The organism is Escherichia sp. Lx600-2 (genome assembly GCF_036662595.1).
GTDB lineage: Bacteria > Pseudomonadota > Gammaproteobacteria > Enterobacterales > Enterobacteriaceae > Escherichia > Escherichia coli.
Window position 1 is genome coordinate 1 of sequence record NZ_JAYQWM010000035.1, and the last position, 22,850, is coordinate 22,850.

24 protein-coding genes are annotated in these 22,850 nt (G+C 51.2%); 14 read left to right on the forward strand and 10 right to left on the reverse strand.

Going from position 1 to position 22,850, the window contains the following annotated elements; translation table 11 throughout:
- Window positions 1-264 precede the first annotated feature (264 nt).
- The 7 genes from tcyN to OQV04_RS14005 all read right to left on the reverse strand — a co-directional run bounded on the left by tcyN (window position 265) and on the right by OQV04_RS14005 (window position 7,017).
- Window positions 265-1,017 (reverse strand): L-cystine ABC transporter ATP-binding protein TcyN, encoded by a 753-nt coding sequence (gene tcyN / locus OQV04_RS13975; protein WP_001272991.1) that lies wholly within the window; start codon window positions 1,015-1,017, stop codon window positions 265-267.
- Window positions 1,014-1,682 carry a cystine ABC transporter permease gene (tcyL, locus tag OQV04_RS13980; protein WP_001158220.1) on the reverse strand — a complete coding sequence of 223 codons (669 nt, stop codon included), beginning with the start codon at window positions 1,680-1,682 and terminating at the stop codon, window positions 1,014-1,016. The genes tcyN and tcyL overlap by 4 nt, the downstream gene beginning before the upstream one ends.
- A 14-nt stretch (window positions 1,683-1,696) precedes the next feature.
- On the reverse strand, window positions 1,697-2,683 hold the full coding sequence (dcyD, locus tag OQV04_RS13985; RefSeq protein ID WP_025652951.1) for a D-cysteine desulfhydrase: 987 nt from the start codon (window positions 2,681-2,683) through the stop codon (window positions 1,697-1,699).
- 103 nt (window positions 2,684-2,786) lie between these two features.
- Window positions 2,787-3,587, reverse strand: coding sequence for a cystine ABC transporter substrate-binding protein (gene tcyJ, locus OQV04_RS13990; protein ID WP_032281064.1), 801 nt, complete (start codon window positions 3,585-3,587; stop codon window positions 2,787-2,789).
- An 87-nt stretch (window positions 3,588-3,674) separates the two neighbouring features.
- Window positions 3,675-4,226: a flagella biosynthesis regulatory protein FliZ gene (gene fliZ / locus OQV04_RS13995; protein WP_274446676.1), complete on the reverse strand. Its 552-nt coding sequence runs from the start codon at window positions 4,224-4,226 to the stop codon at window positions 3,675-3,677.
- A gap of 45 nt (window positions 4,227-4,271) precedes the next feature.
- Entirely contained in the window at window positions 4,272-4,991 is a 720-nt protein-coding gene (gene fliA / locus OQV04_RS14000) for an RNA polymerase sigma factor FliA (RefSeq protein WP_001087467.1), read from the reverse strand.
- Between the two features lie 319 nt (window positions 4,992-5,310).
- Window positions 5,311-7,017, reverse strand: a complete 1,707-nt coding sequence (locus OQV04_RS14005; protein ID WP_247806595.1) for a FliC/FljB family flagellin — start codon at window positions 7,015-7,017, stop codon at window positions 5,311-5,313.
- Between the two features lie 264 nt (window positions 7,018-7,281).
- Between OQV04_RS14005 and fliD the strand changes: the two genes are divergently transcribed.
- The 4 genes from fliD (at window position 7,282) to amyA (ending at window position 11,053) form a co-directional block, all read left to right on the forward strand.
- The gene (fliD, locus tag OQV04_RS14010) at window positions 7,282-8,688 is read left to right on the forward strand and encodes a flagellar filament capping protein FliD (protein ID WP_000146784.1); all 1,407 of its coding nucleotides are present in this window, start codon (window positions 7,282-7,284) and stop codon (window positions 8,686-8,688) included.
- 24 nt (window positions 8,689-8,712) lie between these two features.
- Window positions 8,713-9,123, forward strand: a complete 411-nt coding sequence (gene fliS, locus OQV04_RS14015) for a flagellar export chaperone FliS (RefSeq protein ID WP_000270663.1) — start codon at window positions 8,713-8,715, stop codon at window positions 9,121-9,123.
- Entirely contained in the window at window positions 9,123-9,488 is a 366-nt protein-coding gene (gene fliT, locus OQV04_RS14020; protein WP_001015033.1) for a flagella biosynthesis regulatory protein FliT, read from the forward strand. The genes fliS and fliT overlap by 1 nt, the downstream gene beginning before the upstream one ends.
- A 77-nt stretch (window positions 9,489-9,565) precedes the next feature.
- Complete coding sequence (gene amyA, locus OQV04_RS14025; protein ID WP_032281070.1) at window positions 9,566-11,053, forward strand: alpha-amylase; 1,488 nt, start codon at window positions 9,566-9,568, stop codon at window positions 11,051-11,053.
- 33 nt (window positions 11,054-11,086) lie between these two features.
- On the opposite strand, the gene yedD is transcribed toward amyA, so the two are convergent.
- The gene (yedD, locus tag OQV04_RS14030; protein ID WP_001295642.1) at window positions 11,087-11,500 is read right to left on the reverse strand and encodes a lipoprotein YedD; all 414 of its coding nucleotides are present in this window, start codon (window positions 11,498-11,500) and stop codon (window positions 11,087-11,089) included.
- 186 nt (window positions 11,501-11,686) lie between these two features.
- On the opposite strand from yedD, the gene yedE reads away from it, so the two are divergent.
- From yedE to OQV04_RS14045, 3 genes are all read left to right on the forward strand, one after another.
- Window positions 11,687-12,892: a selenium metabolism membrane protein YedE/FdhT gene (gene yedE / locus OQV04_RS14035; protein ID WP_000118897.1), complete on the forward strand. Its 1,206-nt coding sequence runs from the start codon at window positions 11,687-11,689 to the stop codon at window positions 12,890-12,892.
- Window positions 12,889-13,122 carry a sulfurtransferase-like selenium metabolism protein YedF gene (yedF, locus tag OQV04_RS14040; RefSeq protein WP_000790504.1) on the forward strand — a complete coding sequence of 78 codons (234 nt, stop codon included), beginning with the start codon at window positions 12,889-12,891 and terminating at the stop codon, window positions 13,120-13,122. Before yedE ends, yedF begins: the two co-directional genes overlap by 4 nt.
- Before the next feature lie 108 nt (window positions 13,123-13,230).
- Window positions 13,231-13,902, forward strand: a complete 672-nt coding sequence (locus OQV04_RS14045) for an SOS response-associated peptidase (RefSeq protein WP_032281071.1) — start codon at window positions 13,231-13,233, stop codon at window positions 13,900-13,902.
- 74 nt (window positions 13,903-13,976) lie between these two features.
- On the opposite strand, the gene OQV04_RS14050 is transcribed toward OQV04_RS14045, so the two are convergent.
- Window positions 13,977-15,116, reverse strand: coding sequence for a DUF5503 domain-containing protein (locus tag OQV04_RS14050; protein ID WP_332642101.1), 1,140 nt, complete (start codon window positions 15,114-15,116; stop codon window positions 13,977-13,979).
- Between the two features lie 349 nt (window positions 15,117-15,465).
- The gene (gene fliE, locus OQV04_RS14055) at window positions 15,466-15,780 is read right to left on the reverse strand and encodes a flagellar hook-basal body complex protein FliE (RefSeq protein ID WP_032281095.1); all 315 of its coding nucleotides are present in this window, start codon (window positions 15,778-15,780) and stop codon (window positions 15,466-15,468) included.
- Window positions 15,781-15,994: 214 nt separating this feature from the next.
- Between fliE and fliF the strand changes: the two genes are divergently transcribed.
- The 7 genes from fliF to fliL all read left to right on the forward strand — a co-directional run bounded on the left by fliF (window position 15,995) and on the right by fliL (window position 22,848).
- Window positions 15,995-17,653: a flagellar basal-body MS-ring/collar protein FliF gene (gene fliF / locus OQV04_RS14060; RefSeq protein ID WP_021571083.1), complete on the forward strand. Its 1,659-nt coding sequence runs from the start codon at window positions 15,995-15,997 to the stop codon at window positions 17,651-17,653.
- Window positions 17,646-18,641 carry a flagellar motor switch protein FliG gene (fliG, locus tag OQV04_RS14065; protein ID WP_000067950.1) on the forward strand — a complete coding sequence of 332 codons (996 nt, stop codon included), beginning with the start codon at window positions 17,646-17,648 and terminating at the stop codon, window positions 18,639-18,641. The genes fliF and fliG overlap by 8 nt, the downstream gene beginning before the upstream one ends.
- Window positions 18,634-19,320 carry a flagellar assembly protein FliH gene (gene fliH / locus OQV04_RS14070; RefSeq protein WP_001282706.1) on the forward strand — a complete coding sequence of 229 codons (687 nt, stop codon included), beginning with the start codon at window positions 18,634-18,636 and terminating at the stop codon, window positions 19,318-19,320. Before fliG ends, fliH begins: the two co-directional genes overlap by 8 nt.
- Window positions 19,320-20,693, forward strand: coding sequence for a flagellar protein export ATPase FliI (fliI, locus tag OQV04_RS14075; RefSeq protein WP_032281077.1), 1,374 nt, complete (start codon window positions 19,320-19,322; stop codon window positions 20,691-20,693). Before fliH ends, fliI begins: the two co-directional genes overlap by 1 nt.
- Window positions 20,694-20,711: 18 nt before the next feature.
- Window positions 20,712-21,155 carry a flagellar export protein FliJ gene (gene fliJ, locus OQV04_RS14080; protein WP_000807584.1) on the forward strand — a complete coding sequence of 148 codons (444 nt, stop codon included), beginning with the start codon at window positions 20,712-20,714 and terminating at the stop codon, window positions 21,153-21,155.
- Complete coding sequence (locus tag OQV04_RS14085; protein WP_032281078.1) at window positions 21,152-22,279, forward strand: flagellar hook-length control protein FliK; 1,128 nt, start codon at window positions 21,152-21,154, stop codon at window positions 22,277-22,279. Before fliJ ends, OQV04_RS14085 begins: the two co-directional genes overlap by 4 nt.
- Window positions 22,280-22,383: 104 nt before the next feature.
- Entirely contained in the window at window positions 22,384-22,848 is a 465-nt protein-coding gene (fliL, locus tag OQV04_RS14090; RefSeq protein ID WP_000133106.1) for a flagellar basal body-associated protein FliL, read from the forward strand.
- Window positions 22,849-22,850: the final 2 nt, after the last annotated feature.

Sequence of the window (22,850 nt, forward strand, 5' to 3'; positions counted from 1 at the left end):
CTGATAGAAACAGAAGCCACTGGAGCACCTCAAAAACACCATCATACACTAAATCAGTAAGTTGGCAGCATCACCTGATAATTCAAACTATCACATAAATAAGATTTATATATAATTTATATTATTCAGGCAATGAATTACTTTTGCAAGCCATCAAATTCTCTTATGTTATTAATGAGTTATTCTGATTTGTTAAGCAGTTTTATCAGGCTTGAAATGGCGTTCCGCCCCGACTGTCGAATCGTCGGGGCTGATTTTTTCTTATTATTGCAGCAGAAACTTCTCGAGGAACTGGCGGGTGCGAGGCTGCTCGGGATCGGCAAATAACGCTTTTGCGGCCCCCTGCTCGACTATCCGCCCCTGGTCCATAAAAATCGCCCGGTCCGCAACATCCCGGGCAAAGCTCATTTCGTGTGTCACAATCACCATCGTGCGCTTTTCCTGCGCCAGCTGACGGATGGTGTTCAGGACTTCGCCCACCAGCTCTGGATCCAGCGCCGACGTTGGCTCGTCAAACAAAATCACTTCAGGACGCATTGCCAGAGCACGCGCAATCGCAACACGCTGCTGTTGACCGCCAGACAAACGACGTGGATAGCTGGTTTCTTTACCGGCCAGCCCAACTTTTGCCAGTAGCTCGCGAGCGCGCGCCGTAGCCTCTTCTTTTGGTTCGCCTTTGACGATCACCGGCCCTTCAATAATGTTCTCCAGCACCGTACGATGCGGAAACAAATTAAAGTTCTGGAAGACAAACCCGACGTGCTGACGCAACTGGCGAATCAGCGATTTTTGCTGACTTAATGAACGTGCAGTATCAATAGTGATATCGCCAACGGTGATCGTTCCCGCTTCCGGTTGTTCCAGCAGATTTATGCTGCGTAGCAACGTGGTTTTGCCGGAACCACTCGGACCGATAATTGCCACCACTTCGCCAGGCTTTACCTCGAGGTCGATACCGTGCAGCACCGTCTGACCGTGAAATTTTTTCACCAGGTTCTTAACTTCAATGGCACTCATTTTGGTTCTCTCTCCTGGCGATTAAGTTGATTCTCAAAATGGTTCTGCAACGTTGATAATACTGTCGCCATGATCCAGTAGATGAGCGAAGCCGCCAGATACATGGTGAACACCTCCAGCGTGCGCGAGGTAATCAACTGCGCCTGACGGAACAGCTCCGGCACCTGGATTGTCGCGGCCAGCGACGTATCTTTTACCAGACTGATAAAGCTGTTCGACAGCGGCGGCAACGCCACACGCGCCGCCTGTGGCAAAATCGCGCGACGCATGGTCTGCCACGGCGTCATACCAATACTGGCTGCCGCTTCCCACTGACCTTTATCAATAGAAGAAATGGCGGCGCGCAGCGTTTCGGCAGCATAGGCGGCAGTGTTCAGCGACAGACCAATCATTGCTGACGGAATGGGATCTAATTCGATACCAAACTGCGGCAGGCCGTAATAGATCATAAACAGTTGTGCGATGAGCGGCGTACCACGAAAAATAGAGATATAAAAACGCGCCAGCCAGCGCACGGGCCAGATTGGCGACAGGCGCATCAGCGCGAGAATAAACCCGAGCAGTAAGCCAAAAAACATGCCGCCGATACTGAGTTGCAGCGTATACCCAGCCCCTTTCAGCAGGAACGGCAAGGAATCAATAACCAGTTGTATACTTTCTTGCATGAGCGTTCCCGGAGCTAAACGTGGGGATGATAGGCGAACAGCGCAGGCGCACCGCCGGTATGAATAAACAGAATCGGCCCTTCATCTTTGAAGCGTTTCTGACTGATACCGTCAATCAGACCCGCCATCGCTTTTCCGGTATACACAGGATCAAGCAGAATGCCTTCCAGCCGCGCCAGCAATTTCACTGCTTCCATGCCTTCGTCGTTCGGCACGCCGTAGCCAGGTGCAAAATAGTCATCCCAGAGTAAAATTTCCGCTGATGCGGTCAGCTCCAGTTCTTTCGCAATCGCCTGTTGTAGGTTAACCACTTTCGGCAATTGATCGGCAACGGAACGCGACACGGTCACGCCAATCAGTTCGCTTTCAGGCATCAGGTGTTCCAGCCCAACAGCCAGTCCGGCGTGAGTTCCGGCACTGCCCGATGCGACTACCACCGACGAAATATTAACCGCCCCTTCACACTGTTGCGCGATTTCCAGCGCACTCTCCACATAACCTAGCGCGCCAAGAGCATTAGAACCGCCAACCGGAATGACATACGGGCGAAAGCCTTGTGCTTCGACTCGCGTCGCCAGCTCTTCCAGTTGGGCATTGGGATCGGTCAGTGCTTCGCACATTTCAATCTGGGTATTGAACAGATCCAGCAACAAGCGATTGCCGTTGGTTAAATAGTTTTCTGCGGTTGTGCCAATAGGATTTTCCAGCAGCGCCACACAGTGCAGACCGAGTTTCGCCGCAACTGCGGCAGTCTGCCGCACATGGTTAGACTGGATCGCCCCGGCAGTAATCAGCGTATCGGCACCTTCGCGCAGAGCATCTGCCGCGAGAAATTCTAGCTTACGTAATTTATTGCCGCCCATTGCCATGGGGGTGACGTCATCCCGTTTGATGAAAATTTCCCGTCCTAGATAATCAGAAAAGCGCGGCAGATATTCGAGCGGCGTTGGCGCGCCGATAAACTCCAACCGTGGAAAACGGGTTAAATTATGCAGTGGCATAACAGCCTCCGATGTGTGTTGTTGTGATTTTCTTATTATGCACGCTGAAAACGCGTAAATAAAAAAGCGCTAGTGAAAGCGCCCTTTTTTGTCATTATGCTGATTATTTGGTCACATCAGCACCAAACCATTTTTCGGAAAGGGCTTGCAAAGTGCCGTCTTTTTGCATTTCCGCAATTGCATCATTCACTGCTTTCAGCAGGTCTTCATTTCCTTTACGCAGCGCCACGCCAGACTCCTGACGGGAGAATGCTTCACCGGTTACTGCCAGCGTATCGTTGGTTTTCTTCACCAGATCCAGCGCCGCCAGACGATCAACGAGGATCGCATCGATACGGCCTACGCGCAGATCCTGATATTTGGTCGGGTCATCATCATAGGTACGCACATCGACACCCTGAACATTCTGCCGCAGCCACTCTTCATAGTTGGTGCCCAGACCGACACCCACTTTTTTGCCTTTCAGATCAGCAGCCGTTTTAATGGTGCCTTCGTTACCTTTTTTCACCAGCGCCTGAATACCAGAAATGGTGTACGGGATTGAGAAATCGTATTTTTTCTTGCGCTCATCAGAAATGGTGACCTGATTAATCACCACATCAATACGTTTAGAGTCCAGCGACGCCAGCATACCGTCCCATTTGGTCGGTTTTAGGGACGCCTCAACGCCAAGATGTTTTGCCAGCTGTTGGGCAAATTCCACTTCAAAACCGGTTAATTTGCCGTCATCCCCCTGAAAACTGAACGGCGGATAAGTTCCTTCCAGACCTACCAGCAGCGTGCCGCGCTCTTTAACTTTATTAAGCAGACCTTCATCTGCAAAACTTTTAACGCTCATGCCCGCAACCAGCGCCACGGCCATCACACCCATCAATGCCTGACGTCCCAGATGTGCTAATTTCATATTCACCCCGAATGTTGTTATGTCTGTTTGCAGTGTAGAGCCATTGTTTGTAAACACAAAAACAACTCCGCTACATCTTATTCTTATTTAATATATATCAGAAGCAGGCAGGCTGGAGGATTTCTGCACAAGTCCGGTACACGTTTGACGCTGATAGTGTTGATACTTCCGTAACGCAATGCGGTAATTGTTGGTGCTGGTGGTGGGCAGCCACGGGGCGAGGATTTCATCAAGGAAACCGTCCTGCAGCTGTTCGAGGGAAATATTTTGCTCGTGTAGATGATTACCCAAACGGCGCAAACGAACGACATATTCACGCACCGTACCTGGGCTCATTTCAGTTTGCTCAAAAAGAAATTGTTTAAGGCCGATAATATCGAAAAAATCACTCTGCGTTTTGCAATGTAAATCACCGCAAAATCGGCACAATGCCGCCCATGATTTTTGTTCCGTTTGCCAGCCATTTTCATCAAGCAGCGTGTCCAGGCGGGAAATCTCGATTTTATTCACTATTTTGCCGTCGCGAACTAAGGTAATGCGATCGAGTAATTTACGGCAATGCGCGCAATGGGTCTGGCTGTGTTTAAAGTCTTTAAGATAGCGGCTTAATGGCCGTCTTTTCAGGTGCTGCACCATCATTAAGAACTCCTGGTAGTCAAAGTTAAAGTGCGGCATTTACTGACGTTATAACTTACCCAGTTTAGTGCGTAACCGTTTAATAGCCTGGCTGTGTAACTGACTGACCCGCGATTCCCCGACCTCCAGCACCGCGCCAATCTCTTTGAGATTCAGCTCTTCCTGGTAATAGAGGGTTAATACCAGTTTTTCGCGCTCCGGCAACGTTTCGATGGCTTCCATCACCCGCTGGCGCAGATTACTGTCCAGTAGTTGTTGTAGCGGGTTTTCTCGCTGATGATCATCAGTAACCAGTTCGATGCTATCGCCGTGCTCTTCGCGCCACTCATCGTAGGAGAAGAGCTGGCTGTTATTGGTGTCGAGCAACATTTGGCGATAATCGGCAATATCGATCCCTAAACGTTCCGCTACCTCAGTTTCCGTGGCGTTGCGGCCAAGTTCCTGCTCCAGTTGCCCTATTGCCTGTGCCACTTCACGCGCGTTGCGTCGCACGCTGCGCGGCACCCAGTCACGGCTGCGAAGTTCATCCAGCATAGCGCCACGGATACGCTGCACTGCGTAAGTTGTAAATGCCGTTCCTTGTAGGGCGTCATAGCGTTCGACGGCATTAAGTAACCCAATGCCGCCCGCCTGTAGCAGATCGTCAAGTTCCACGCTCGCGGGCAGTCGAACCTGCAGGCGCAATGCTTCGTGACGCACCAGCGGGACATAACGCTGCCACAGCGAGTGTTTATCCATTACACCTTCAGCGGTATAGAGTGAATTCACGATAAACAGCCCTGCGTTATATGAGTTATCGGCATGATTATCCGTTTCTGCAGGGTTTTTAATCGGACGATTAGTGGGTGAAATGAGGGGTTATTTGGGGGTTACCGGTAAATTCCATGCAGAAAAAACCCCGCCGGTGGCGGGGAAGTACGTTGCTGACAAATTACGCTTCATGTTGCCGGATGCGGCGTAAACGCCTTATCCGGCCTACAAAAATGTGTAAATTCAATAAATTGCAATTCACCTTGTAGGCCTGATAAGCGCAGCGCATCAGGCAATTTGGCGTTGCCATCAGTCTCAGTTAATCAGGTTAGGACGATTAACCCTGCAGCAGAGACAGAACCTGCTGCGGTACCTGGTTGGCTTTTGCCAGCACGGAGTTACCGGCCTGCTGGATAATCTGCGCTTTCGACATGTTGGACACTTCGGTCGCATAGTCGGCGTCCTGAATACGGGACTGCGCTTCGGACAGGTTGGTAGTGGTGTTGTTCAGGTTGGTAACCGCGGAATCCAGACGGTTCTGGATAGCACCCAGGGATGAACGGAATTTGTCGATGGAGCTGATAGCTTCATCCAGGGCAGCCAGAGGATCTTTGGTTGCAGTGCCTGCACTGGTGGTTTCAGTGGTCAGTTTGCCTGTAGAGTTAACATAAGCCTGTGCCCCAACAGTAGCTGCAAATTTACCAGTTGCACCTGCGCCATTTGAAGCTACAGTTACTGTACCGGTATCCTTATCGACGTTGTAGTTGATAGTGTAAGATGCGGTTGTGGTGAGCTCTTTGTCTGCATCAGTATAGGTGTCATTCGAATTACCAGCACCATTAGTATTCACACCACCGAAGGACGCCGTTGCAGACTGAATACCTGTATTATACTTAATTGTCGCACCAGTAACTGCTGTGTTAGCCGTTGCAGCACTCTGCACTGTGCTCAGTACAGTATCAGCGCTTACAGTTTTGGTGTAGGTTACGCCAGAAGTTGCCGCTGCACCAAAGTTATAAGTTGTGCCAGACAGCTGGATAGAACCAGTTGTCACTAAGGTACTACCGCTAGCAAACAGATCGGACAATTTCGCTGAAGATGCAATGCCGGCGTTGTTTGTAGATAGGTTACCAGTGGCGTCCAGGTACGCGGCTTTACCACCGATGGTCACATCGCCATTAGCATCTACATCAAACTTCACATCACCAGTACTACGAGTATAAACACCTGATGCAGTAGTGCCAGCCGCTGGTTTCAGAGTATTCGCAAAGTTAACAACATCGCCATCTGCAACTGTTGCTTGAGTGGTGAAGTTCCCTTTAGCCGCATCATAAGTATAGATCGCAGCACTCGAGCCAGTAGTAGTAACTGTATCTCCGGTTTTCAGGCGAGACAGTGCATCGCTAGCGCTGAGTGCTGTATTGTTTGTGGTCACAGCATAAGGACCTGTTCCCGTTGCACCAGCAGCGGTCAGATCGCTGACTGTAGCAGCTTTGTTCGCAATAGTGCCTTTGCCATTAACGTTGAAACCATTCAGCCCCAGCGTATCTGAGTCAATTTTCTTCAGATCAATCGTGATAGTCTGGCCGTCATTCGCACCAACCTGAATTTTCATCGAACCGTCTTTCGCCAGTACGTTCACACCGTTGAACTGGGTTTGACCGGATACGCGGTCAATTTCGTCCAGACGGGATTTGATTTCGTCCTGAATGGAGTCCAGATCCGAATCGGAGTTAGTCCCGGTAGAAGCCTGAACCGTCAGTTCACGGATACGCTGTAAGTTGTTGTTGATTTCGGACAGCGCGCCTTCAGTGGTCTGTGCAACAGAAATACCGTCGTTGGCGTTACGTGCAGCCTGAGTCAGACCTTTAATGTTAGAGGTAAAACGGTTAGCAATCGCCTGACCCGCTGCGTCATCCTTCGCGCTGTTAATACGCAAGCCAGAAGACAGACGCTCGATAGAACTCGACAGCGCAGACTGGTTCTTGTTGATATTATTTTGAGTGATCAGCGAGAGGCTGTTGGTATTAATGACTTGTGCCATGATTCGTTATCCTATATTGCAAGTCGTTGATTACGTATTGGGTTTCCACCCGTCGGCTCAATCGCCGTCAACCCTGTTATAGTCTGTCGTAAAACAACCTTTAGAATTTTTTTCACAAACAGCCATTTTTTGTTAGTCGCCGAAATACTCTTTTCTCTGCCCCTTATTCCCGCTATTAAAAAAACAATTAAACGTAAACTTTGCGCAATTCAGGCCGATAACCCCGGTATTCGTTTTACGTGTCGAAAGATAAAAGGAAATCGCATGGCAAGTATTTCATCGCTGGGAGTCGGGTCAGGTCTGGATTTAAGTTCAATCCTCGATAGCCTCACCGCCGCGCAAAAAGCGACGCTAACCCCTATTTCAAATCAGCAATCGTCGTTTACCGCTAAACTTAGCGCCTACGGTACGCTGAAAAGCGCGCTGACGACTTTCCAGACCGCCAATACTGCATTGTCTAAAGCCGATCTTTTTTCCGCCACCAGCACCACCAGCAGCACCACCGCGTTCAGTGCCACCACCGCGGGTAACGCCATCGCCGGGAAATACACCATCAGCGTCACCCATCTGGCGCAGGCGCAAACCCTGACCACGCGCACCACCAGAGACGATACGAAAACGGCGATCGCCACCAGCGACAGTAAACTCACCATTCAACAAGGCGGCGACAAAGATCCGATTACCATTGATATCAGCGCGGCTAACTCGTCGTTAAGCGGGATCCGTGATGCCATCAACAACGCAAAAGCGGGCGTAAGTGCGAGCATCATTAACGTGGGTAACGGTGAATATCGTCTGTCAGTCACATCAAATGACACCGGCCTTGATAATGCGATGACACTCTCGGTCAGCGGTGATGATGCGCTACAAAGTTTTATGGGCTATGACGCCAGTGCCAGCAGCAACGGCATGGAGGTCTCGGTCGCCGCCCAGAATGCGCAGCTGACGGTCAACAACGTCGCCATTGAGAACAGCAGCAACACCATCAGCGACGCGCTGGAAAACATCACCCTGAACCTGAACGATGTCACCACGGGCAACCAGACGCTAACCATCACTCAGGACACCTCCAAAGCGCAAACGGCGATTAAAGACTGGGTGAATGCCTATAACTCGCTAATAGATACCTTCAGCAGCCTGACCAAATACACCGCCGTAGATGCGGGAGCTGATAGCCAGAGTTCTAGCAATGGCGCACTGCTCGGCGACTCCACGCTGCGGACGATTCAGACGCAGTTGAAGTCGATGCTGAGTAATACCGTCAGTTCTTCCAGCTATAAAACGTTGGCGCAGATTGGTATCACGACCGATCCCAGCGATGGCAAACTGGAACTGGATGCCGACAAACTCACCGCTGCACTGAAAAAAGATGCCAGCGGCGTAGGTGCATTGATTGTTGGCGATGGTAAAAAAACCGGCATCACGACCACCATCGGCAGCAACCTGACCAGTTGGCTTTCGACAACGGGCATTATTAAAGCCGCTACCGATGGCGTTAGTAAGACCCTGAATAAATTAACTAAAGACTACAACGCCGCCAGCGATCGCATTGATGCGCAGGTCGCGCGCTACAAAGAACAATTTACCCAACTGGACGTTTTAATGACCTCGTTAAACAGCACAAGCAGCTACTTAACGCAGCAGTTCGAAAACAACAGTAATTCCAAGTAATCATTATTCATCGGGAGACAGGTCATGTACGCGGCAAAAGGCACCCAGGCCTATGCACAAATTGGCGTCGAAAGCGCCGTAATGAGCGCCAGCCAGCAGCAGCTGGTCACCATGCTATTTGATGGAGTGCTGAGCGCACTGGTTAGAGCGCGCCTGTTTATGCAGGACAACAATCAGCAAGGCAAAGGCGTCTCTTTGTCAAAAGCGATCAACATCATTGAGAACGGACTGCGGGTGAGTCTTGATGAAGAGAGCAAAGACGAATTAACCCAAAACTTGATTGCTCTTTATAGCTATATGGTCAGGCGCTTGCTGCAAGCCAATTTACGCAACGATGTCTCCGCAGTCGAAGAAGTGGAAGCATTAATGCGTAATATTGCCGATGCCTGGAAAGAGTCTTTACTCTCCCCTTCTTTGATTCAGGACCCAGTCTGATGAACCATGCACCGCATTTGTATTTCGCCTGGCAACAACTCGTCGAAAAAAGCCAGCTCATGTTACGCCTGGCAACGGAAGAACAATGGGACGAACTCATCGCCAGCGAAATGGCGTATGTGAATGCGGTGCAGGAGATTGCACATTTGACTGAAGAGGTTGACCCGTCCACCACGATGCAGGAGCAGCTCCGCCCGATGCTGCGCCTGATTCTCGACAACGAAAGCAAGGTAAAGCAGTTATTACAGATTCGAATGGATGAACTGGCGAAACTGGTCGGTCAGTCATCGGTGCAAAAATCGGTGTTAAGTGCCTATGGCGATCAGGGCGGCTTTGTGCTGGCTCCGCAGGATAACCTCTTTTGAATCTGAATGAGTCGATGGCTCGCGAATAATCCGATTACGGCTACGCTTCTAATGTTCCCCTTGAATGGAGTCGAAGAATGCGTAATCCCACGCTGTTACAATGTTTTCACTGGTATTACCCGGAAGGCGGTAAGCTCTGGCCTGAACTGGCCGAGCGCGCCGACGGTTTTAATGATATTGGTATCAATATGGTCTGGTTGCCGCCCGCCTATAAAGGCGCATCGGGCGGGTATTCGGTCGGCTACGACTCCTATGATTTATTTGATTTAGGCGAGTTTGATCAGAAAGGCAGCATCCCTACTAAATATGGCGATAAAGCACAACTGCTGGCCGCCATTGACGCCCTGAAACGTAATGACATTGCGGTGCTGTTGGACGTGGTAGTCAACCACAAAATGGGCGCGGATGAAAAAGAAGCTATTCGCGTGCAGCGTGTAAATGCTGACGACCGTACGCAAATTGATGAAGAAATCATTGAGTGCGAAGGCTGGACGCGTTACACCTTCCCCGCCCGTGCCGGGCAATACTCACAGTTTATCTGGGATTTCAAATGTTTTAGCGGTATCGACCATATCGAAAACCCTGATGAAGATGGCATATTTAAAATTGTTAACGACTACACCGGCGAAGGCTGGAACGATCAGGTTGATGATGAATTAGGTAATTTCGATTATCTGATGGGCGAGAATATCGATTTTCGCAATCATGCCGTGACGGAAGAGATTAAATACTGGGCGCGCTGGGTGATGGAACAAACGCAATGCGACGGTTTTCGTCTTGATGCGGTCAAACATATTCCAGCTTGGTTTTATAAAGAGTGGATCGAACACGTACAGGAAGTTGCGCCAAAGCCGCTGTTTATTGTGGCGGAGTACTGGTCGCATGAAGTTGATAAACTGCAAACGTATATTGATCAGGTGGAAGGCAAAACCATGCTGTTCGATGCACCGCTGCAGATGAAATTCCATGAAGCATCGCGCATGGGGCGCGACTACGACATGACGCAGATTTTCACGGGTACATTAGTGGAAGCCGATCCTTTCCACGCCGTGACGCTCGTTGCCAACCACGACACCCAACCGTTGCAAGCCCTCGAAGCGCCGGTCGAACCGTGGTTTAAACCGCTGGCGTATGCCTTAATTTTGTTGCGGGAAAATGGCGTTCCTTCGGTATTCTATCCGGACCTCTACGGTGCGCATTACGAAGATGTCGGTGGTGACGGGCAAACCTATCCGATAGATATGCCAATAATCGAACAGCTTGATGAGTTAATTCTCGCCCGTCAGCGTTTCGCCCACGGTGTACAGACGTTATTTTTCGACCATCCGAACTGCATTGCCTTTAGCCGCAGTGGCACCGACGAATATCCCGGCTGCGTGGTGGTCATGTCGAATGGGGATGATGGCGAAAAAACCATTCATCTGGGAGAGAATTACGGCAATAAAACCTGGCGTGATTTTCTGGGGAACCGGCAAGAGAGCGTAATAACCGACGAAAACGGCGAAGCGACCTTCTTTTGCAACGGCGGTAGCGTCAGCGTGTGGGTTATCGAAGAGGTGATTTAAATTCATCCCCGGCGGCAAGCCGGGGAGATTTCATTACGGCAATGGCGTCGGTAACGGCGCTTTATCCAGCGCGGCGGCACACTCTGCCGTCGGGCGATCCACACGCTCCATCGTCATACCATCGTACTCAATGGTGTTACCGTCACGCTCAACCTCGTACAGCTCACGTTTTACGGTAACGTTAGTGAGATCATCAGACATCAATGTCAACTTACCCGGCACGGCAATCACCCGCTGCCACTGACGGCAATCAAGAGTATCGCCCTCTTTAGTGACAATCAGGCTGCCTATCGCTTCCGGACTGACCAGCGCACGTTGCGGCCCTTTGGTCTGCCAGTAGCCCGCCAGCCAGTCCGGCGCGGGGGTTTTCACGACATTGTTATAGTTTTCGACTTCGGCACAGCCCGCCAGCAACATGAGCGCGCCTGCAATTGCGAGTTTTTTCATCATTCGTCCTGCATGAGAAGAAAAGAGGATTGTGGCATTAAAGCCCTGATGTCGCCAGCCTTTCCAGGTTCAGAGAGAAATTTGATCTAACTATTATTTTTGTGAATTATTACCCCGAAAATAAATTTGCATGGTGTATGATTCGCGACTCTTGTTTCAAACCTTCTGAGTTCAGAGGCTACATTCATGTCATGGCAGCAATTCAAACACGCCTGGTTGATTAAATTCTGGGCGCCCATCCCCGCGGTCATCGCGGCGGGTATTCTCTCCACTTACTATTTTGGCATTACTGGCACCTTTTGGGCTGTCACGGGTGAATTTACCCGTTGGGGCGGCCAGCTCCTGCAACTGTTCGGCGTCCATGCTGAAGAGTGGGGTTACTTTAAAATTATCCATCTGGAAGGATCGCCATTAACCCGCATCGACGGGATGATGATCCTCGGTATGTTTGGCGGCTGCTTTGCCGCAGCGCTGTGGGCCAACAATGTCAAACTACGCATGCCGCGCAGCCGTATCCGCATTATGCAGGCCATCATTGGCGGCATTATCGCCGGTTTTGGCGCGCGTCTGGCAATGGGCTGTAACCTGGCGGCGTTCTTTACCGGTATTCCTCAGTTCTCGCTGCATGCCTGGTTCTTTGCCATCGCCACTGCCATTGGTTCATGGTTTGGCGCGCGCTTTACCCTGCTGCCCATCTTCCGTATTCCCGTGAAAATGCAGAAAGTTTCTGCCGCCTCACCGCTGACGCAAAAACCGGATCAGGCGCGGCGTCGTTTTCGTCTCGGGATGCTGGTCTTTTTCGGCATGCTGGGCTGGGCGCTGCTCACAGCGATGAACCAACCCAAACTGGGGCTGGCAATGCTGTTTGGCGTCGGCTTTGGTTTACTGATTGAACGTGCGCAAATCTGCTTTACTTCGGCGTTCCGCGATATGTGGATCACCGGACGTACCCATATGGCGAAAGCAATCATTATTGGTATGGCGGTGAGTGCCATCGGGATCTTCAGTTACGTACAATTAGGCGTTGAACCCAAAATCATGTGGGCGGGACCAAACGCGGTAATTGGTGGTTTACTGTTTGGTTTTGGCATCGTGCTGGCTGGCGGCTGCGAAACCGGCTGGATGTACCGCGCGGTAGAAGGCCAGGTGCACTACTGGTGGGTCGGTCTGGGCAATGTGATCGGCTCAACGATTCTGGCGTATTACTGGGATGATTTCGCTCCGGCGCTGGCCACCGACTGGGACAAAATCAACCTGCTGAAAACCTTTGGTCCGATGGGTGGCCTGCTGGTGACATATTTGCTGTTGTTTGCTGCGCTGATGTTGATTATCGGCTGGGAAAAACGTTTCTTCCGCCGTGCGGCACCGCAGACTGCTAAGGAGATCGCATGAAAAATATCGTTCCTGATTACCGCCTTGATATGGTGGGTGAACCCTGCCCTTATCCGGCAGTCGCAACCCTTGAGGCGATGCCGCAGTTAAAAAAAGGGGAAATCCTGGAAGTGGTGAGCGACTGTCCGCAGTCGATCAATAATATTCCACTGGATGCGCGTAATCACGGCTATACGGTGCTGGATATTCAGCAAGACGGGCCGACCATTCGTTATTTAATTCAGAAGTAATCCCTCATTCCCGCTGTGACCCACAGCGGGAACATCGTTACCTTTGTATCACATAGATTTTACCCGCCCCCTCTCCTATTCTTTTCAGTATGATCTCAGGAGGTTTCTATGTGTGGACGCTTTGCCCAATCCCAAACGCGTGAAGATTACCTTGCGCTTCTCGCGGAAGATATTGAACGCGATATTCCCTATGATCCCGAACCCATTGGCAGATACAACGTCGCGCCGGGAACCAAAGTCCTACTGCTCAGTGAACGTGATGAACATCTTCATCTGGATCCGGTTTTCTGGGGATATGCTCCCGGATGGTGGGATAAACCGCCGCTGATTAACGCCCGCGTAGAAACTGCGGCAACCAGTCGTATGTTTAAACCGCTCTGGCAACATGGTCGGGCAATCTGTTTTGCCGATGGCTGGTTTGAGTGGAAAAAAGAAGGCGACAAAAAACAGCCTTTTTTTATCTATCGTGCTGATGGACAACCTATTTTTATGGCCGCGATAGGTAGCACACCATTTGAGCGTGGTGACGAAGCCGAAGGATTTTTGATCGTCACTGCTGCGGCAGATCAAGGTCTGGTAGATATTCATGACCGCCGCCCACTGGTACTGTCGCCAGAAGCTGCGCGGGAATGGATGCGGCAAGAGATTAGCGGTAAAGAAGCCTCAGAAATTGCTACCAATGGCTGTGTGCCAGCTAACCAGTTCACCTGGCACCCGGTATCGCGCGCGGTGGGTAATGTTAAAAACCAGGGCGCAGCGTTAATTCAACCTGTCTGTTAACCCTGGAGATTATTGATGAACTAAAATGTGTCACAAGAAACCTCTATTCCAGTGACACAATTGCGCCTAATTACTTACATATAATATTTAATTAGGTGATCCTCACCATCTATTACATATTTTTTAACCATATCGGAATATTTATCATAATCATCGGGGTTCGTAACAATATATTTCCGCTGCGATATTTCATAGCAAATCCCTGTAAGAGTCCATGGCATTAAAAATGCCTCTTTAATAGGATTACATTCCATGAAAAGTAATTTTAAATTGCCAGGTATCGCAGGAATAACCTCAATCTCATTATATTCAATATGCACTTCTTTCAGATTTTTGGGGAACCATCTAATTTCCTTTATATTATTCTCACTACAATCAAAAAACTTAGCGGTGTCTGGTATTGTTGGTATTTCCGATAGCTTATTGTGACAAATAGAAATTATCTTAGCCTTTGGCGGAAATGAGTCAATATGCGATATCAGGTTATTATTTACGGAGATCAGGGTAATTCCATCAGGTACTTGTGGAAATTCTGTAAGGTTATTGAAATCGACTTCTAATTCTTTGCATGATTCGGGCACATGTATTGAATCAAGTTCATTTTCAATAAGGCTAAGCATTTCAATCCACTCGGGAAGAGGCGGTACAGAACCCAAAAATAGGGATGATAAGTCAAGTTCATTATTGTGGAGCTCAACACATTTAAACATTCTCAGCAATGCCCTATCCACATTTTCTTTGAAGTCATTGGATGCGCCTTCTTTGACTGAACTAGCCCAGTCACTGAAACCTTTGCAAAGTCTGGCATCTGTAATTTTGGTTAACTTGTCCAGCAACTCTGCAATATTGGTCGATATAAACTCTAATTTATGCCGAATGGGTGGGTTACCAGTTCCCTGATTTTTTTCTATCATGATAAAACCCATCTTATTATAAATCGAGAAATCTTGAAACCAGAGACTATAATCACCCCATTCGAAATATTCTGAGTGCAATAACTTAAATTCTGACAGCATATTCAGTAATTTGCTGTCTTCACTAATTGGTGTAAACTTACCATTTCCAAGACAACTGACTAACTCACTTGATAATTCATTTATGATTGCATCATCAGATACTAACTCGTGTTGTTTTATCGTAGATTCAGTATTAGATGTGATTTTATTTAATTGAACCGACTGAGTTTTTAACGACAGATCATTTAATGGAAACATTTACACTCCTGTTTAATAAATTATATTGCCCAGGGCGCATTCTAAAACACAATAAAATTACCACTATCAAAAATCGCTCATATCCATAGCCCGGAATATGAATAAAAACATCAACAAAGATTAAATTATCCAGAGGTTACTGTTGCGTCTGTGGTCGTAACAACATCCGACGTGGTGATGTGTGTTAAAGGAGACGCTCTGATGTTCAGGGGGGTATCGCGTATACGGATCGTGGATGGCAGAAAACGTTCAGGATCAGGTATCCATTTTAAACCAGAAAATGAGTGAGTTTGCCTCATCCATGCCCCACGCGGTGAGATCGGATGTAATCAACAACAGGTTACAAAACCTACACCTGCATGCTCATCACTTCCTGATACGCCGCCACCAGCTTATTACGCACCTGAATCCCCATTTGCATAGAAACTGAGGCTTTTTGCATATCGGTCATCACATCGTTTAACGCCACGCCGGGTTCACCGAGAGTGAATTTTTCTGCCTGCGTGCGGGCGGCTGTTTGTGTATCGCTTATGCGATCGAGCGCGGCGTGCAGCTGCCCGGCAAAACTAATGGTCGGTTGCGGCAGTGATTCCTGCGCACGCACACTCATCGCCGTAGCCTGTAACTGGCTGATAACCCCTTCAATCCCCTGTATCGCTGACATTTTCATCTCCCGGATAATTTCTGGTAGCAAAGCCTACCAGTAAGTCAATAAGACAAAGGCGCTAAATAGCAACAAAAAAACGGGTTTATTGGCGGATAGAAAAAAACGAAAGCACAAATAATGGGAGCGTCAATTTTTCGAGTTTGCTGACCCGGGAGTGAGTCTTGTTCCACTTTGCCAATAACGCCGTCCATAATCAGCCACGAGGTGCGCGATGAATGCGACTGCAGCCCAGACAAAATCTCTTGAGTGGCTTAATCGCCTGCGTGCGAATCCGAAAATTCCATTGATTGTTGCCGGTTCCGCGGCAGTGGCGGTCATGGTCGCACTGATCCTGTGGGCGAAAGCCCCCGACTACCGCACATTATTCAGCAATCTTTCCGATCAGGATGGTGGCGCAATTGTCAGCCAACTGACGCAAATGAATATTCCTTACCGCTTCAGCGAAGCCAGCGGCGCTATTGAAGTTCCGGCAGATAAAGTTCACGAGCTGCGCCTGCGCCTGGCGCAACAAGGTTTGCCCAAAGGCGGCGCGGTCGGTTTCGAACTACTCGATCAGGAAAAGTTTGGTATCAGCCAGTTCAGCGAACAGGTGAATTATCAGCGGGCGCTGGAAGGCGAGCTTTCTCGTACCATCGAAACTATCGGCCCGGTAAAAGGGGCGCGCGTACATCTGGCAATGCCGAAACCGTCTTTATTCGTCCGTGAGCAAAAATCCCCTTCTGCATCGGTGACGGTAAATCTGTTACCCGGCCGCGCACTCGATGAAGGGCAAATTAGCGCCATTGTGCATCTGGTTTCCAGCGCGGTGGCTGGTCTGCCGCCGGGGAACGTCACGCTGGTGGATCAGGGCGGACATCTGTTAACCCAGTCCAACACCAGCGGGCGCGATCTTAATGACGCTCAGTTGAAATATGCCAGCGATGTCGAAGGCCGTATTCAGCGGCGTATTGAAGCGATCCTGTCGCCTATTGTCGGCAACGGTAATATTCACGCCCAGGTTACGGCGCAGCTGGACTTCGCCAGTAAAGAACAAACGGAAGAACAGTATCGCCCTAATGGTGATGAATCTCAGGCGGCGCTTCGTTCACGCCAGCTTAATGAGAGCGAGCAAAGCGGTTCCGGTTATCCGGGCGGCGTACCGGGGGCGTTGTCGAATCAACCGGCACCTGCGAATAACGCGCCAATCAGCACGCCTCCGGCAAATCAAAATAACCGCCAGCAGCAGGCGAGCACCACCAGCAATAGTGGGCCGCGTAGCACACAGCGGAATGAAACCAGTAACTACGAAGTCGATCGCACCATTCGTCATACCAAAATGAACGTGGGCGATGTGCAACGTCTGTCAGTCGCGGTTGTGGTGAATTACAAAACCTTGCCAGATGGCAAACCGTTGCCTCTCAGCAACGAACAGATGAAGCAAATTGAAGATCTGACCCGCGAGGCGATGGGCTTTTCTGAAAAACGCGGTGATTCGCTCAATGTCGTTAACTCGCCGTTCAATAGCAGTGACGAAAGCGGCGGAGAACTGCCATTCTGGCAACAGCAAGCGTTTATCGATCAGTTACTTGCTGCCGGTCGCTGGTTGCTGGTACTGCTAGTGGCGTGGCTGCTGTGGCGGAAAGCGGTACGTCCGCAGCTAACACGTCGCGTTGAGGCGATGAAAGCTGTACAGCAACAGGCGCAGGCCCGCGAGGAAGTGGAAGATGCGGTGGAAGTCCGCCTGAGCAAAGACGAACAACTACAACAACGGCGCGCTAACCAACGACTGGGGGCAGAAGTCATGAGCCAGCGTATCCGTGAAATGTCTGATAACGATCCGCGCGTGGTGGCGCTGGTCATTCGCCAGTGGATAAATAACGATCATGAGTAACCTGACAGGCACCGATAAAAGCGTCATCCTGCTGATGACCATTGGCGAAGACCGGGCGGCAGAGGTGTTCAAGCACCTCTCCCAGCGCGAGGTGCAAACCCTGAGCGCTGCAATGGCGAACGTCACGCAGATCTCCAACAAGCAGCTAACCGATGTGCTGGCGGAGTTTGAGCAAGAAGCTGAACAGTTTGCCGCACTGAATATCAACGCCAACGATTATCTGCGTTCGGTATTGGTCAAAGCTCTGGGTGAAGAACGTGCCGCCAGCCTGCTGGAAGATATTCTCGAAACTCGCGATACCGCCAGCGGTATTGAAACGCTCAACTTTATGGAGCCACAGAGCGCCGCCGATCTGATTCGCGATGAGCATCCGCAAATTATCGCCACCATTCTGGTGCATCTGAAGCGCGCCCAGGCCGCCGATATTCTGGCGTTGTTCGATGAACGTCTGCGCCACGACGTGATGTTGCGTATCGCCACCTTTGGCGGCGTGCAGCCAGCCGCGCTGGCGGAACTGACCGAAGTACTGAATGGCTTGCTCGACGGTCAGAATCTCAAGCGCAGCAAAATGGGCGGCGTGAGAACGGCAGCCGAAATTATCAACCTGATGAAAACTCAGCAGGAAGAAGCCGTTATTACCGCCGTGCGTGAATTCGACGGCGAGCTGGCGCAGAAAATCATCGACGAGATGTTCCTGTTCGAGAATCTGGTGGATGTCGACGATCGCAGCATTCAGCGTCTGTTGCAGGAAGTGGATTCCGAATCGCTGTTGATCGCGCTGAAAGGGGCCGAGCAGCCACTGCGCGAGAAATTCCTGCGCAATATGTCGCAGCGTGCCGCCGATATTCTGCGCGACGATCTCGCCAACCGTGGTCCGGTGCGTCTGTCGCAGGTGGAAAACGAACAGAAAGCGATTCTGCTGATTGTGCGCCGCCTTGCCGAAACTGGCGAGATGGTAATTGGCAGCGGCGAGGATACCTATGTCTGATAATCTGCCGTGGAAAACCTGGACGCCGGACGATCTCGCGCCACCACAGGCAGAGTTTGTGCCCATGGTCGAGCCGGAAGAAACCATCATTGAAGAGGCCGAACCCAGCCTTGAGCAGCAACTGGCGCAACTGCAAATGCAGGCCCATGAGCAAGGTTATCAGGCGGGGATTGCCGAAGGTCGCCAGCAAGGTCATGAGCAGGGCTATCAGGAAGGACTGGCCCGGGGGCTGGAGCAAGGTCTGGCAGAGGCGAAGTCTCAACAAGCGCCAATTCATGCCCGGATGCAGCAACTGGTCAGCGAATTTCAAACTACCCTTGATGCGCTTGATAGTGTGATTGCTTCGCGCCTGATGCAGATGGCGCTGGAGGCGGCACGTCAGGTGATCGGTCAGACGCCAACGGTGGATAACTCGGCATTGATCAAACAGATCCAACAGCTGTTGCAGCAAGAACCGTTATTCAGCGGTAAACCACAGCTGCGCGTGCATCCGGATGACCTGCAACGTGTGGATGATATGCTCGGCGCAACCTTAAGTTTGCATGGCTGGCGCTTGCGGGGCGATCCCACCCTCCATCCTGGCGGCTGTAAAGTCTCCGCCGATGAAGGCGATCTCGACGCCAGTGTCGCCACTCGCTGGCAAGAACTCTGCCGTCTGGCAGCACCAGGAGTGGTGTAATGACCACGCGCCTGACTCGCTGGCTAACCACGCTGGATAACTTTGAAGCCAAAATGGCGCAGTTGCCTGCGGTACGTCGCTACGGGCGATTAACCCGCGCTACCGGGCTGGTGCTGGAAGCCACCGGATTACAATTGCCGCTCGGCGCAACCTGTGTCATTGAACGCCAGAACGGCAGCGAAACGTACGAAGTAGAAAGCGAAGTCGTTGGCTTTAACGGTCAACGGCTGTTTTTAATGCCGCTGGAGGAAGTCGAAGGTGTCCTGCCCGGCGCGCGGGTTTATGCCAAAAACATTTCGGCTGAAGGACTGCAAAGCGGCAAGCAGTTGCCGCTCGGTCCGGCGTTATTAGGTCGCGTTCTGGACGGCAGCGGTAAACCGCTCGATGGCCTGCCCTCCCCCGATACGACGGAAACCGGTGCGCTGATTACCCCGCCATTTAACCCGTTGCAACGTACACCGATTGAACATGTGCTGGACACCGGCGTGCGCCCAATCAATGCCCTGCTTACCGTTGGGCGTGGGCAGCGTATGGGGCTGTTTGCCGGGTCCGGCGTTGGTAAAAGTGTGCTGCTGGGGATGATGGCACGTTACACCCGCGCCGATGTCATTGTCGTGGGTTTGATTGGTGAACGTGGGCGCGAAGTAAAAGATTTTATTGAGAATATCCTCGGTGCCGAAGGGCGTGCACGATCAGTGGTGATTGCCGCTCCGGCGGATGTTTCTCCGCTCCTGCGAATGCAGGGTGCCGCCTATGCCACGCGCATTGCCGAAGATTTTCGCGATCGTGGTCAGCATGTGTTGCTGATTATGGACTCCCTCACCCGCTACGCGATGGCCCAGCGTGAAATTGCGCTGGCGATTGGCGAACCACCCGCCACCAAAGGTTATCCACCGTCGGTGTTTGCCAAATTACCGGCACTGGTCGAGCGTGCCGGAAATGGCATTAGCGGCGGCGGATCGATTACCGCGTTTTATACCGTGCTCACCGAGGGCGATGACCAGCAGGATCCGATTGCCGACTCCGCGCGGGCGATCCTCGACGGTCACATTGTGCTGTCTCGCCGACTGGCGGAAGCCGGGCACTATCCGGCTATCGATATTGAAGCGTCGATCAGCCGCGCAATGACGGCGTTGATCAGTGAGCAACATTACGCGCGAGTGCGCACCTTTAAACAGCTGTTGTCGAGTTTTCAGCGTAACCGCGATCTGGTTAGCGTCGGCGCGTATGCCAAAGGCAGCGATCCGATGCTCGATAAAGCCATCGCCCTGTGGCCGCAGCTGGAGGGCTATTTACAACAAGGCATTTTTGAACGTGCGGACTGGGAAGCGTCTCTCCAGGGGCTGGAGCGTATTTTCCCGACAGTGTCATAACCCAGGAGATAACGGCAGATGGCAGAACATGGCGCGCTGGCGACCCTGAAAGATCTGGCAGAAAAAGAGGTAGAGGATGCCGCGCGCCTGCTGGGTGAAATGCGTCGCGGGTGTCAGCAGGCGGAAGAACAGCTCAAAATGCTGATCGATTATCAGAATGAATATCGCAATAACCTCAACAGCGATATGAGTGCCGGGATGACCAGCAACCGCTGGATCAACTATCAGCAGTTTATCCAGACGCTGGAAAAAGCCATTACTCAGCATCGCCAGCAACTTAATCAGTGGACGCAGAAAGTTGACATTGCCCTGAACAGCTGGCGAGAAAAGAAACAACGTTTGCAGGCCTGGCAGACACTGCAGGAACGGCAATCCACGGCGGCACTGCTTGCAGAAAACCGCCTCGATCAGAAAAAGATGGATGAGTTCGCCCAGCGCGCCGCCATGAGGAAACCTGAATGATTCGCTTAGCGCCCTTGATTACCGCCGACGTTGACACCACCACATTGCCTGGCGGCAAAGCCAGCGATACTGCACAAGATTTTCTCGCGTTGTTGAGCGAAGCATTAGCAGGCGAGACAACTACCGACAAAGCGGCCCCCCAGGTGCTGGTGGCAACAGATAAACCCACGACAAAAGGCGAGCCGCTGATCAGCGATATTGTTTCCGACGCGCAACAAGCGGATTTACTGATCCCCGTGGATGAAACACTGCCTGTCATCAACGACGAACAATCCACATCAACACCGTTAACCACCGCTCAGACGATGACGTTGGCTGCGGTGGCTGACAAAAATACGACAAAAGACGAAAAAGCGGATGATCTGAATGAAGACGTCACCGCAAGCCTGAGCGCCCTTTTTGCGATGTTGCCGGGTTTTGACAATACGCCCAAAGTGACTGATGTGCCGTCAACCGTGTTACCGGCAGAGAAACCAACGCTCTTCACTAAACTGACTTCTGCGCAACTCACAACAGCACAGCCTGATGACGCCCCCGGCACGCCAGCTCAGCCATTAACACCGCTGGTAGCAGAAGCCCAGAGTAAAGCGGAAGTCATCAGCACACCTTCACCGGTGACCGCTGCCGCCAGCCCGCTAATCACTCCACACCAGACACAGCCACTGCCCACCGTCGCCGCGCCTGTCTTGAGTGCACCGCTGGGTTCTCACGAATGGCAACAATCATTAAGCCAGCATATTTCGCTGTTCACCCGCCAGGGGCAACAAAGTGCAGAGTTGCGTCTGCACCCGCAGGATTTAGGTGAAGTGCAAATCTCCCTCAAAGTGGATGATAACCAGGCGCAAATCCAGATGGTTTCACCGCATCAGCACGTACGCGCCGCCCTGGAAGCAGCGCTGCCGGTACTGCGTACGCAGCTGGCCGAAAGTGGCATTCAGTTAGGGCAAAGCAACATCAGTGGCGAAAGCTTTAGTAGTCAGCAGCAGGCCGCTTCCCAACAACAGCAAAGCCAACGCACAGTAAACCGTGAACCTCTGGCGGGGGAAGACGACGATACGCTTCCGGTTCCCGTCTCTTTACAAGGGCGTGTAACAGGCAACAGCGGCGTTGATATTTTCGCCTAACGTCAGAGGTAGCACCGTAATCCGCGTCTTTTCCCCGCTTTGTTGCGCTCAAGACGCAGGATAATTAGCCGATAAGCAGTAGCGACACAGGAAGACCGCAACACATGACTGATTACGCGATAAGCAAGAAAAGCAAGCGATCGCTTTGGATCCCGATTCTGGTATTCATTACCCTCGCGGCCTGTGCCAGCGCAGGTTACAGCTACTGGCATTCGCATCAGGTTGCCGCTGACGACAAAGCGCAGCAACGCGTCGTGCCCTCACCGGTCTTCTACGCGCTGGATACCTTCACGGTCAATTTGGGCGATGCGGATCGCGTGCTTTATATCGGCATAACCCTGCGCCTGAAAGATGAAGCTACCCGCTCGCGGCTGAGTGAGTATTTGCCGGAAGTCCGTAGCCGTTTGCTGTTACTGTTTTCGCGTCAGGATGCTGCCGTACTGGCGACAGAAGAAGGCAAGAAAAACCTGATTGCCGAGATTAAAACCACGCTTTCCACCCCGCTTGTTGCCGGGCAACCGAAACAGGATGTCACCGACGTGCTGTATACCGCTTTTATTCTGCGATAACG

Excerpts from the sequence above, each read along its gene's own strand:
- tcyN (WP_001272991.1), bottom strand. The coding sequence starts at position 1,017 with ATGAGTGCCATTGAAGTTAAGAACCTGGTGAAAAAATTTCACGGTCAG.
- tcyL (WP_001158220.1), bottom strand. The coding sequence starts at position 1,682 with ATGCAAGAAAGTATACAACTGGTTATTGATTCCTTGCCGTTCCTGCTG.
- dcyD (WP_025652951.1), bottom strand. The coding sequence starts at position 2,683 with ATGCCACTGCATAATTTAACCCGTTTTCCACGGTTGGAGTTTATCGGC.
- tcyJ (WP_032281064.1), bottom strand. The coding sequence starts at position 3,587 with ATGAAATTAGCACATCTGGGACGTCAGGCATTGATGGGTGTGATGGCC.
- fliZ (WP_274446676.1), bottom strand. The coding sequence starts at position 4,226 with ATGATGGTGCAGCACCTGAAAAGACGGCCATTAAGCCGCTATCTTAAA.
- OQV04_RS14005 (WP_247806595.1), bottom strand. The coding sequence starts at position 7,017 with ATGGCACAAGTCATTAATACCAACAGCCTCTCGCTGATCACTCAAAAT.
- fliD (WP_000146784.1), top strand. The coding sequence starts at position 7,282 with ATGGCAAGTATTTCATCGCTGGGAGTCGGGTCAGGTCTGGATTTAAGT.
- fliS (WP_000270663.1), top strand. The coding sequence starts at position 8,713 with ATGTACGCGGCAAAAGGCACCCAGGCCTATGCACAAATTGGCGTCGAA.
- fliT (WP_001015033.1), top strand. The coding sequence starts at position 9,123 with ATGAACCATGCACCGCATTTGTATTTCGCCTGGCAACAACTCGTCGAA.
- amyA (WP_032281070.1), top strand. The coding sequence starts at position 9,566 with ATGCGTAATCCCACGCTGTTACAATGTTTTCACTGGTATTACCCGGAA.
- yedD (WP_001295642.1), bottom strand. The coding sequence starts at position 11,500 with ATGAAAAAACTCGCAATTGCAGGCGCGCTCATGTTGCTGGCGGGCTGT.
- yedE (WP_000118897.1), top strand. The coding sequence starts at position 11,687 with ATGTCATGGCAGCAATTCAAACACGCCTGGTTGATTAAATTCTGGGCG.
- yedF (WP_000790504.1), top strand. The coding sequence starts at position 12,889 with ATGAAAAATATCGTTCCTGATTACCGCCTTGATATGGTGGGTGAACCC.
- OQV04_RS14045 (WP_032281071.1), top strand. The coding sequence starts at position 13,231 with ATGTGTGGACGCTTTGCCCAATCCCAAACGCGTGAAGATTACCTTGCG.
- OQV04_RS14050 (WP_332642101.1), bottom strand. The coding sequence starts at position 15,116 with ATGTTTCCATTAAATGATCTGTCGTTAAAAACTCAGTCGGTTCAATTA.
- fliE (WP_032281095.1), bottom strand. The coding sequence starts at position 15,780 with ATGTCAGCGATACAGGGGATTGAAGGGGTTATCAGCCAGTTACAGGCT.
- fliF (WP_021571083.1), top strand. The coding sequence starts at position 15,995 with ATGAATGCGACTGCAGCCCAGACAAAATCTCTTGAGTGGCTTAATCGC.
- fliG (WP_000067950.1), top strand. The coding sequence starts at position 17,646 with ATGAGTAACCTGACAGGCACCGATAAAAGCGTCATCCTGCTGATGACC.
- fliH (WP_001282706.1), top strand. The coding sequence starts at position 18,634 with ATGTCTGATAATCTGCCGTGGAAAACCTGGACGCCGGACGATCTCGCG.
- fliI (WP_032281077.1), top strand. The coding sequence starts at position 19,320 with ATGACCACGCGCCTGACTCGCTGGCTAACCACGCTGGATAACTTTGAA.
- fliJ (WP_000807584.1), top strand. The coding sequence starts at position 20,712 with ATGGCAGAACATGGCGCGCTGGCGACCCTGAAAGATCTGGCAGAAAAA.
- OQV04_RS14085 (WP_032281078.1), top strand. The coding sequence starts at position 21,152 with ATGATTCGCTTAGCGCCCTTGATTACCGCCGACGTTGACACCACCACA.
- fliL (WP_000133106.1), top strand. The coding sequence starts at position 22,384 with ATGACTGATTACGCGATAAGCAAGAAAAGCAAGCGATCGCTTTGGATC.